The 11,540-nt window shown below is 66.2% G+C and carries 1 protein-coding gene; it reads left to right on the top strand.

Going from position 1 to position 11,540, the window contains the following annotated elements; all coding sequences use genetic code 11:
• The first annotated feature begins 143 nt into the window (after window positions 1-143).
• Window positions 144-11,405, top strand: a complete 11,262-nt coding sequence (locus tag ACGFNJ_RS10865; protein WP_393445853.1) for an amino acid adenylation domain-containing protein — start codon at window positions 144-146, stop codon at window positions 11,403-11,405.
• Window positions 11,406-11,540: the final 135 nt, after the last annotated feature.

Here is an 11,540-nt window from a genome sequence, read left to right as displayed (position 1 = left end):
AGCGTCACCCCAGCGGTGACGGGAAACATCCTGGAACGCAACAAAATCGGGTTACCAACCTGGTGGATCGACTTGCGGTGCCGCTGTTCGTGGTTGCCGCGCTGATGTTCCGGACGGTGCCGTCCGGAGAGTGAGGATCGTGAATGAACGTGCGTCGTGATGGACGCTCAGGTCGTCGTCGTGGGTCGGTGGCTTCGCCGTTCGGTGATGTATTGACTGCGGCGGCGGAATCGGCCGCTGATCGGGTGGCGTTGCGATTCGAGGATCGCGAACTCACCTACGGCCAGCTGGATGAGCGTTCAGCACAGTTGGCGCGCGAGTTGATCGATCGTGGTGTCGGTCCAGGGGATATCGTCGCGATCGCGATTGCCCGCAGTATCGAGTCGGTGCTCGCGGTGTGGGCGGTTGCGCGGACGGGTGCGGCGTTCGTGCCGGTGGATCCGTTGTATCCGCAGGATCGGATCGAGTTCATGCTTGCCGATTCGGCGGCGGTGCTCGGGCTGACCACCTCGGTGCACCGGCCGGGGTTGGGCGAGGGCATCGAGTGGCTGGTATTGGACGATCCGGCAGTGGTGCAGCGAGTGGGCGCTCGGCCGACGCATCCGTTCTGGTACGGCGATCGGGTTCGGCCGTTGACCGCGCGGCATCCGGCCTACCTGATCTACACCTCGGGCTCGACGGGGCGACCGAAAGCGGTGGTGGTCACCAGCGATGGCATGGCGCGGGTGGCGGCGGCCGGTGCCAGGTATGGCATTTCGGCAGCGTCGCGGGTGACCCATCTGAGTTCACCCAGTTTCGATTTCTCGATTCTGGAGTTCCTGCACACCTTCTCCGTCGGTGCGACGTTGGTGATCGTGCCGCCGACGGTATTCGGTGGCGAGGAATTGGCGGCGTTGCTGAAGCGGGAGCGCGTCACGCATCTGACGATCACGCCCGGTGCGCTGGAATCGGTGCCGCTGGACGAGTATTCCGATCTACAGGCTGTTGTCTGCGCAGGCGACACCTTGAGCCCCGTGCTGGTCGATCGGTGGACCACGGCCGATCGGGTGGTGTTCAACGCCTACGGGCCGACCGAGACAACGGTGATCGTCACGACCGGCCCGGTGGCTGCGGGTGCGCCGGTGACGGTGGGGCCGGTGACCGAGGGCACCCGTGCGCTCATTCTGGATTCGCGACTGCGGATGGCGCCGCCCAGGGTGGCCGGTGAGTTGTACATTGCGGGATCAGGTCTGGCGCAAGGGTATTTGGGGCGACCGGGTTTGACCGCGGAACGCTTTGTGGCCAACCCGTTTGCGGCGGAGCTGGGTTTGTCCGGCGCGCGGATGTATCGCACCGGTGATCTGGTGCGCCGCGGCGAGGACGGCACGCTCGAGCACTTGGGTCGTGCGGACTTCCAGGTGAAGATCCGTGGTCTGCGGATCGAGCTGGGGGAGGTCGACAGCGCGCTGTCGGCGCATCCGGATGTCGCGTTCGCGGTCACGCTCGGTCGTGCGCTGCCCTCGGGGACGACCGCGTTGGTGTCGTATGTGCTCGGGCGTCCCGGAGCTACCCTCGAGCCGTCCGCGCTTGCCGATTTTGTCTCGAAGTCGTTGCCTGCCTACATGGTTCCGGCCTCGATCACGGTGCTCGAGGAGATTCCGCTGACCCCGGTCGGCAAGGTCGATCGGGCCGCGCTGCCCGAACCTGTTTTCGCGGCACGGGAATTCAGGGCGCCTGCGACCCGAGCCGAGGAGACCGTCGCCGAGATCTTCGGTGCGGTACTCGGACTCGACCGAGTCGGCGCCGACGACGACTTCTTCGAGCTCGGCGGCAACTCGTTGATCGCTACCCGGATTGCGGCTCGGCTGGGTGCCGCCTTGGACATCCGGATACCGCTGCACCTGGTGTTCGAGACACCCACCGTGGCCGGGCTTGCCGAACAGGTGCAGCGGCATGCCGGGTTGGCCGGTGCGGACGCGGCTCAGCAGTTGCGGCCGATGCCGCGGCCTGACCGTATTCCGTTGTCCTATGCCCAGCAGCGGATGTGGTTCCTGAATCGGTTCGATCCCGACAGCGTGGTGGACAACATCCCGATGGCGGTGCGGTTGACCGGTGAGCTGGATCTGGACGCTTTGCGTGCCGCGGTGCGTGCGCTGGTCGAGCGACACGAAGTCCTGCGCACCCGCTACCCCGCGCTCGACGGCGAGGGCCGTCAAGTGGTGCTTCCCATGGATGATCCGCGGGCGGTGCCGGAGCTTGTGGTGGTGGCGGCGGACCACGAGCAGCTGCGTGGGCAGGTCGTCGACACCGTTGCCGAGGCATTCGATGTGACCGTGGCGCCACCGATACGGTTGCGCGCGTTGCGGATCGGTGCGACCGAGCATGTGCTGGTATGTGTGGTACACCACATCGCCGGCGACGGCTGGTCGCTTGGTGTGCTGACCCGTGATCTGATGACCGCCTATGTCGCCGCATCGGCAGGAACGGCTCCCACGTGGGCACCGTTGCCGGTGCAATACGCCGATTTCAGTATGTGGCAGCGCAGTGTGCTGGGCTCGGAAGATGATCCGCAGAGCGTGATTTCGGCTCAGGCCGAGTTCTGGCGGACGGCGTTGGCCGGGGCGCCGGACGAGCTGGCGCTGCCGTTCGATCGTCCGCGCGGGGCCGCCCAATCGTTCGCCGGTGCTCAGGTCGAGTTCCGGATCGAGGCGGATCTGCACCAGCGGCTGCAAGAGGTCGCCAGGGAGCAGCAGGGCTCGCTGTTCATGGTCATGCATGCTGCGTTGGCGGTATTGCTGGCCGGCATGTCGGGCACCGAGGATATTGCGATCGGCACGCCGGTGGCTGGGCGTGGCGAGGCGGCGCTCGATGATCTGGTCGGCATGTTTGTCAATACTTTGGTGTTGCGCACGCAGGTCGGTGGCGAGCTGACCGTCGCCGACTTACTGGCCGCTGTTCGGGATACCGATCTGCAGGCGTTCGCGCATGCTGATATTCCGTTCGAGCGTTTGGTCGACCTGCTTGCTCCGGAGCGCGCGCTGAACCGGAACCCGTTGTTCCAGGTGATGCTGTCGTTCCAGAACTTGCCGGAGGGTGAATTCGAACTGCCGGGGTTGCGGGTCTCCGGCGTCGATATGGCGATGGTCACCGAGAAGTTCGACTTGTCGTTGACCATCAAGGAATCCGGCACGGCGGACGGTGGCATGTTCGCTGAGTTCTCTTATGCCACTGACCTGTTCGACGCGGCGACGGTGACGGATCTCGCCGATCGGTATGTGCGGGTGTTGGCGTCGATTGCGGGGGATGCGCAGCGGCGGGTGCGCGAGATTGATCTGCTCGATGATGCTGAGCGCGGTCGGGTGTTGTGGGCGGGCACCGGTGCGGTGTCGCCGGTGGATTCGGCGTCCACCCTGGTGTCGATGTTCCAGGCGCAGGTGGCGCGGACGCCGGACGCCGTGGCGGTGACCTTCGAGGGCGAGTCCCTGTCGTATGCCGAGTTCGCGGCGCGCGCCAATCGTCTTGCTCGGCATTTGATTTCGTTGGGTGTGGGGCCGGACAAGCTGGTCGGGCTCGGGCTGCGCCGGTCGCTGGAGCTGGTGGTCGGCATGTATGCGGTCAGTCTGGCTGGTGGCGGCTATCTGCCGCTGGATCCGGACCATCCGGCCGAACGCATCGCTCATATTCTCGACACCGCGCGGCCGGTGTGTGTGCTGACCACCGGTGCTGAATTCGCGGCGGTGCACGACGGTTTCGAGTCCGTCGATCTGGATACCCTTGATGTGTCCGGATATTCGGCGGCACCGGTGACCGATGCGGATCGGGTTGCGCCGGTGCGGTCTTCGAATACGGCGTATGTGATTTTCACGTCGGGTTCGACGGGTCGGCCCAAGGGCGTTGCGGTGTCGCATGCTGCGATTGTCAACCGTCTGGTGTGGATGCAGGCCGAGTACGGGCTCACGTCCGAGGACGTGGTGTTGCAGAAGACCCCGGCGACTTTCGATGTGTCGGTGTGGGAGTTCTTCTGGCCGTTGCAGATCGGTGCGCGTCTGGTGGTTGCGAGGCCCGAAGGACATCGTGATCCGGCCTACTTGGCCGAGGTGATCGAGGCCGAGCAGGTGACGACTGTGCACTTCGTGCCGTCGATGATGGCGGTATTCGTGGCCGAACTTGCTGCGGTGCAGTGTGGTTCGCTTCGGCAGGTGTTTGCTTCGGGCGAGGCGCTTCCCGCGCCGACTGCGCAGCGGTTGCGGGAGTTGACCGGTGCCAGGGTGCATAACCTGTACGGCCCGACCGAGGCTGCGGTCGATGTCACTTATCACGAGGTGATCGATGTCGACAGCGTGTCGGTGCCGATCGGTCGTGCGGTGTTCAACACGCGCGTGTATGTGCTGGACGCGGCGTTGCGGCCGGTGCCGGTCGGGGTGCGTGGTGAGTTGTATTTGGCCGGTGCGCAGTTGGCGCGCGGGTATGTGGGCCGCGCGGATCTTACTGCGGATCGGTTTGTGGCTGATCCGTTCGGCGCTGCGGGTGCACGGATGTACCGCACCGGTGATCTGGTGCGCTGGCTGCCAGCGGGTGAGCTGGAGTACTTGGGTCGCACCGACTTCCAGGTGAAGTTGCGCGGCCAGCGGATCGAGCTCGGCGAGATCGAGGCGGTGCTGCTGGAGCATCCTGCGGTGTCGCAGGCGGTGGCGCTGGTGGTCGAGACCGCGATCAGTCAGCAGCTGGTGGCGTATGTGGTTGCCGTGTCGGGTGTTTCGGTTGACTCGGCGGAGCTGGCCCGGTTCGGTGGCGAACGGTTGCCGTCCTACATGGTGCCGCAGGCGTTCGTGTTGCTGGATGCGTTGCCGCTCACCGTGAACGGCAAGCTCGACCGTAAAGCGTTGCCGGACCCGGTGGTCGCGCCGACGGTGTCGCGCGACCCGGCCGGCCCGGTGGAATCGCAGCTCGCGGAGCTGGTCGCGCAGCTGCTCGGGGTGGCGTGCGTGGGAGCCGACGATTCGTTCTTCGCCCTCGGCGGCGACAGCATCATGTCGATCCAGCTGGTGTCGCGGGCCAAGGCGGCCGGATTGGTGTTCACTCCGCGAGATGTGTTCGAGCGCAAAACTATTGCCGGACTGGCGGAGGTCGCGGTACTCGGCGAAGCCGCGACGGTGCAGCTGACCGAGCTGGCAGGCGCCGGCGTCGGCGAGATCCCGCTGACCCCGATCCTGGCCAGCTCCCTCGCAGGCGGCGTGTACAACCGATTCACTCAGAATATGGTGCTCGCGCTGCCCGACGGCATCGACCGCGCCGGTCTGCTGACCGTCCTGACCGCGGTGCTCGATCAGCACGACATGTTGCGATCCCGGGTAGCGCAGGCCGAGGGGCAGTGGCGACTAGAGACCTTCCCCAAGGGTTCGGTCGATGTCGATCCGCTGGTCGTCGAGGTCGAGGTGCCCGCCGATGCGGACGATGCCGAACGGCACGGGATTGCCACTGCGGCAATGGATTCCGCTCTCGAGATGGTGGATCCGATCGCCGGCCGGATGCTCGGCTTCGCCTGGGTGCGCCGCAACGGCGCCCGCGACGCGCTGATCGTCGTTGCCCACCACCTCGTCATCGACGGGGTGTCCTGGCGGATCCTGATCCCGGACCTGGTGGTGGCCTGGTCGCAGTACGCCGCCGGTCAACAGGTCGACCTGCCCGCGGTGGGCACCTCGTTCCGCCGTTGGGCACATGGCTTGGCCGACGTGGCTACGACGGCCGATTCCGCCGATGAGCTGGCCTACTGGCGGCAGGTGCTCGCCGCGCCGGATCCGCTGCTCGGTGCGCGTGGCCTCGATCGGGCGATCGATACCTATGCCACGGTGCGGGCCGTCGGTGTCGAGGTGCCGGTGGCGGTCACCGATGCGGTGCTGACCGAGCTGCCCGCGCGGTATCGCGGCGGTGTCAACGATGGATTGTTGGCCGCGTTGGCCATTGCGGTGCGCAGGTGGCGTGCTCGTCGTGGCGTCGACGCGCCGGTCACCCGGATTCGGCTCGAAGGCCATGGCCGGGAAGAGGGCGTGCTGCCCGGCGCCGATCTGACTCGCACGATCGGCTGGTTCACCAGTACGTTCCCGGTCGCGGTCGATCTGACCGGCATCGACGCGGACGCGGTGCTCGTCGATGCGGACGTGACCGCGACGGCACTGCGGTCGGTGAAGGAGCAGTTGCTTGCCATTCCGCAGCGCGGTGTCGGCTTCGGGATGCTGCGCTATCTGAATCCGGACGCCGCACCAGAGCTGGCGGGTGTGCTCGGGCAGATCGGGTTCAACTACCTGGGTCGGGTTTCGGCGGGCAAGATACCCGAGGGCCTGACCGATGCCGGGTTCCTGCCCACCGGTGAACTCGGTGCACTCAACGCCGATTTCGACCCGGCGCTGCCCGCCGACATGGTCGTCGACATCAACGCGGCGGTGGTCGACACCGACGCGGGCCCGCGCATGGATGTGTCGTTCCAATTCGCCGGTCAGATTCTCGACGAAGCCGACGTGCGGGAGCTGGCTCAGGAGTGGGTCGCCGCGCTGACCGCGCTCGCCGAGCATGCCACTCATCCCGCCGCCGGTGGTCTGACCCCGTCGGATGTGCCGCTCGTTGCGGTGTCCCAAGCCGAGTTGGATACGTGGCGTCGCGAGTATCCCGGCCTGGTCGATGTGTTGCCGTTGTCGCCGTTGCAGTTCGGCATGTTGTTCCTCATGGCATCGATGGCGGATTCGGATGCCTATGTCCCGCAGATGGTCATGGAGCTGGCCGGTGAGTTGGATGTGGAGCGGCTGCATCGTGCGGCACAGGCGGTGCTGACGCGGCACGCGAACCTGCGCGCCGCGTTCGTCGCGGCGGCCGACGGCACGCCGGTGCAGGTGATCGCCGACGGTGTTCAGGTGCCGTGGCAGGTCGTCTCCGGAGTATCCGATGCCGAACTGCCCGCGTTGCTGAGCGCCGAGCAGCGGCGCGGGTTCGATCCCGCGGTGGCGCCGCTGCTGCGATTCACGGTGTACCGCACCGAGTCCGGACGCTCCTACCTGTCGATGACCGAGCATCACATCCTGCTCGATGGCTGGTCGACACCGTTGTTGTTCAAAGAGATGATGATTCTCTATGCGACGCATGGGGATTCGTCGGTGCTGCCGCGGGTGCGCCCGTATCGCGACTATCTGGCGTGGCTTTCGCGCCAAGACCACCAGGCCTCGGCCCGAGTCTGGGGATCGACGCTTGCCGGAGTGCGGCCTGCGCTGCTTGCGCCTGCGCTTGTCGGACCAGAAGTTCCGGTCGACGAGGTCGGCAACTGTGCCTTCGCTCTCTCGCCCGCCGACACCGCCGGGTTGACCGCGTTCGCCGCCGGTGCCGGTATCACGGTCAACACGGTCGTGCAGGCCGCGTGGGGTGTGTTGGTCGCCGCATGCCTTGGTCGCGAGGACGCGGTGTTCGGTGCCGTGGTCTCGGGCCGACCGCCCCAACTCGACGGTGTCGGCGAGATGATCGGCATGTTCGTCAACACCATCCCGGTGTGGGTGCGTTGCGATCCGGACGCGACGGTGCTCGAGCTGCTGACCGGGCTGCTGACTGAGCAGTCGGCACTGCTCGATCACCATTACCTCGGTTTGGCCGATATTCACCGTGCCGCAGGCTCCGGCGCATTGTTCGACTCGCTGGTGGCCTATGAGTCCTATCCGGTCGACACCGAGGGACTGCGGCAGGCCCACGGCTCGATCGACGGTTTGACGATCAAGAGCATGGAGGTGACCGAGTCCACCCACTACCCGGTCTCAGTGAGTGTGCTGCTCGACGACCAGCTGAAGGTGCAACTCGCCTACCGGCGCGACGCCGTCGCCGAGGACACGGCAACGGCACTGACCGACTGGTTGCGCACCTTGATCGCGGAATTCGTCGCCGCACCGCAGCGCACTCTCGGCGAGACCATCCGTCAGCTGGCGGCCGGACGGAACGACCCGATCACCCAAACCCGGTACTGGCGTGCGGTTTTGGCCGACATTCCGCAGGAGCTCGGCCTGCCGGTGGACCGGCCACGCACGACGGCCCGATCGCTCGGCAGCGATCGGATGGTGTTCTCGATCGCGGCGGATTTGCACCAGCGGTTGCAGGAGGTTGCCAGGGAGCAGGGCTCGTTGTTCACGGTCGTGCATGCTGCGCTCGCGGTTCTATTGGCCGGGCTGTCCAGCACGGATGACATCGCTATCGGTACCCCGGTGGCCGAGCGTGCTGCGGCCGCGCTCGATGATCGGGTCGGCCTGCTCAGCAACACTCTGGTGCTGCGTACGCGGATCAGTGGCGAGTTGACCATCACCGAGTTGCTTGCCGCCACTCGCGACGCCGATCTGCAGGCGTTCGCGCACGCCGATATTCCGTTCGAGCGTTTGGCCGACCTGCTTGCTCCGGAGCGCGCGCTGAACCGGAACCCGTTGTTCCAGGTGATGCTGTCGGTCCCCGCGGGGGCATTCGAGCTGCCGGGGCTGCGGGTTTCGGGGGCCGAACTCGAGAACCCGGCCGAGGACGTCGACCTGTCGCTGACCGTCAAGGAATCCGGCGCGGTCGGCGGTGGCATGGTCGCTGAGTTCTCGTATGCCACTGACTTGTTCGATGCGGCGACGATTGCGGGTTTCGCCGATCGCTATGTGCGGGTGTTGGCGTCGATTGCGGGTGATGCGCAGCGGCGGGTGCGTGACATCGATCTGGTCGATGATGTCGAGCGGTCGTTGGTGGTGCGGGGTTGGAACGAGACCGCGCATGCGGTGCCCGATCTGGTGAGCGTGTTGGATCGGTTCCAGGCGCAGGCGCGGTGGCGACCGGATGCTGTCGCCCTCGTCTTCGATTCGGGTGATGGGCCGACGAGACTGGCCCACCCGTCGCCCGACCACCACCCCCCATCGAGTCACTGCGTGACGCTGTCCTATGGGGAGTTCGCTGCGCGGGTGAACCGGTTGGCGCGCAAGCTGATCGACCTCGGCGTCGGTCCCGAGACATTGGTGGCGGTCGGTATTCGCCGGTCGGTCGACACGCTGGTCGCGGTCTACGCGGTATTGGCTGCCGGTGGCGCGTATGTGCCGGTCGATCCGGATCATCCTGCCGAACGCATCGCGCATATCCTCGACACCGCGCGCCCGGCCTGCGTGCTGACCACGTCCGGTGCCGAGCTGGCGTTGCCGAAGTCGGTGCGTCAGCTGCAGATCGACACCATGGCGGTGTCCGGTCTCTCCGATGCGCCGGTGACCGATGCGGATCGGTTGGCGCCGGTGCGGGCGGACAACACGGCTTACGTGATCTACACCTCGGGTTCGACCGGTCGTCCGAAGGGCGTGGCGGTGAGCCATGCGGCGTTGGTCAATCAGCTGGCGTGGATGGTCGGCGAGCTCGGGCTGGATGAGTCCGATGTGCTGTTGCAGCGGACGCCGTTCACGTTCGATCCGTCGGTGTGGGAGATGTTTGCTCCGTTGATGGTTGGTGCGAGCATCGTCGTCACCACGCACGAGGGCTACCGTGATCCGCGGTATCAGGCCGAATTGATCGGGCGGTACGGGGTGACCGCGATGGAGATGGTTCCTTCGCTGCTCACGGTATTCGCAGCGGAGGCTTCGGCCGATGAATGTCGTTCGCTGCGATGGGTTTTCGCTGGTGGTGAGGTGTTGACGCCCGCGACGGTCAGCGCTTTCCGTGAGATTTCGGATGCGAAGGTGTACAACACCTACGGTCCTACCGAATTCACCATCACTGCTACCTCATGGCAGGTAGGCGAGGCGATACCTGGTTCGGTGCCGATCGGTGCTCCGGTATGGAATTCGCGGGCGTATGTGCTGGATTCGGCGTTGCGTCCGGTGCCGGTCGGGGTGCGTGGTGAGTTGTATCTCGCCGGTGCCCAGGTGGCGCGCGGGTATCAGGGTCGAGTGGATTTGACGGCGGATCGGTTTGTTGCTGATCCGTTCGGTGCGGTGGGTGAGCGCATGTACCGGACCGGTGACGTGGTGCGTTGGCACGCTTCTGGTGCATTGGAGTATGTCGGTCGTTCTGATTTCCAGGTGAAGTTGCGCGGTCAGCGGATCGAGCTGGGCGAGATCGAGGCGGTGCTGCTGGAGCATCCTGCGGTGTCGCAGGCGGTGGCGCTGGTGGTCGAGACCGCGATCAGTCAGCAGCTGGTGGCGTATGTGGTTGCCGTGTCGGGTGTTTCGGTTGACTCGGCGGAGCTGGCCCGGTTCGGTGGCGAACGGTTGCCGTCGTACATGGTGCCTGCGGCGACGGTTGTGCTGGCGGAGCTTCCGCTCACCAGCTCGGGCAAGCTCGATCGAAAGGCGTTGCCGGAGCCGGTGTTCGAAGCACGGGAGTTCCGTGCGCCGGTGACCCCGGTGCAGCAGATCGTTGCGGAGGTGTTCGCGGATCTGCTCGGCGTGCAGCAGGTTGGTCTGGACGACTCGTTCTTCGAACTCGGCGGCAACTCACTGCTGGCCGTCCGTGCGGCGGCGCGGCTCGGCGCCGAACTGCAGGAGACCGTTCCGTTGGTGTGGTTGTTCACCGCACCGACGCCGGGCGAGCTGGCCGCCCAGCTGACGCAGCGCCGGTCCGGTCAACTCGATTTGGACGCTGCCTTCGACGTACTGCTGCCGCTGCGTTCCGCCGGCTCGGCGGAACCACTGTTCTGCGTGCATCCCTTCGGCGGCATCGCGTGGTCGTTTGCGGGCTTGGCCGCGCACCTGGACGCGGATCGTCCGATCTATGGACTGCAATCGCCTGCCCTTCAGGCAACCGACGCCTCGTCCTTGCCGGAGTCGGTCGAGGAGTGGGCGCGGATCTATGTCAAGGAGATCCGGTCGGTGCAGCCGACCGGCCCCTACCACCTGCTCGGCTGGTCGCTCGGCGGTGTGCTCGCGCACGCCATGGCTGTGCAGTTGCAGGACGAGGGCGAGCAGGTGGCCCTGCTGGCGATGATGGACAGCTATCTCCATGCGGAGCGGGTGCCTGGCGACGCGGACGCCGAGGCAGGCGCAATGCCGCTGCAGGAGTTGCTGGGTGGTCTGTTCGGCGACAACATGGTCGAGCTGGCACTCGACGAGAATTCGGATGTCTCGGCAATCGCCACCCAGCTTGCTGGTCTGCCGGAGCCGTTCGGCTCGCTCGGCGCCGAGCGGATTGCCTGGTTCATGCAGGCGAACGTCGACATGGCCGCGTTGACGGACGGGTACCAGGCCGCGAAGTTCCGCGGCGACCTCGTGTACTTCACCGCGACCGAGGAGGCTCCTGCCGCCACCGCAGGAGCTGCGACGTGGTCGAGCGCAGTGGCGGGCACGGTCCACGATCACCCGGTGCCTGCGACGCACTGGCGGATGACCGACCAGGCCGCGCTGGCGCGAATCGGATCCGTGTTGCGCGAGTTCTGGCGCAAGCGCGCACAGTGACTCGGTCGACCATCGTGGTCGAGATCAGCGCAGTGCGCCTTCGGCGACCAGCGGGGCTGCTCGAGCGATGAAGGCATGATCGAAGGGGTCGGCGTCCGTAGGGGCCGCCGACCCCTTCCCGCTATCCGTGCGTTG

The sequence above is a fragment of the Nocardia sp. NPDC049149 genome (assembly GCF_043197455.1).
GTDB lineage: Bacteria > Actinomycetota > Actinomycetes > Mycobacteriales > Mycobacteriaceae > Nocardia.
The sequence above is the reverse complement of the archived record's forward strand: the minus strand, read 5'-3'. Positions and strand labels throughout refer to the sequence as shown.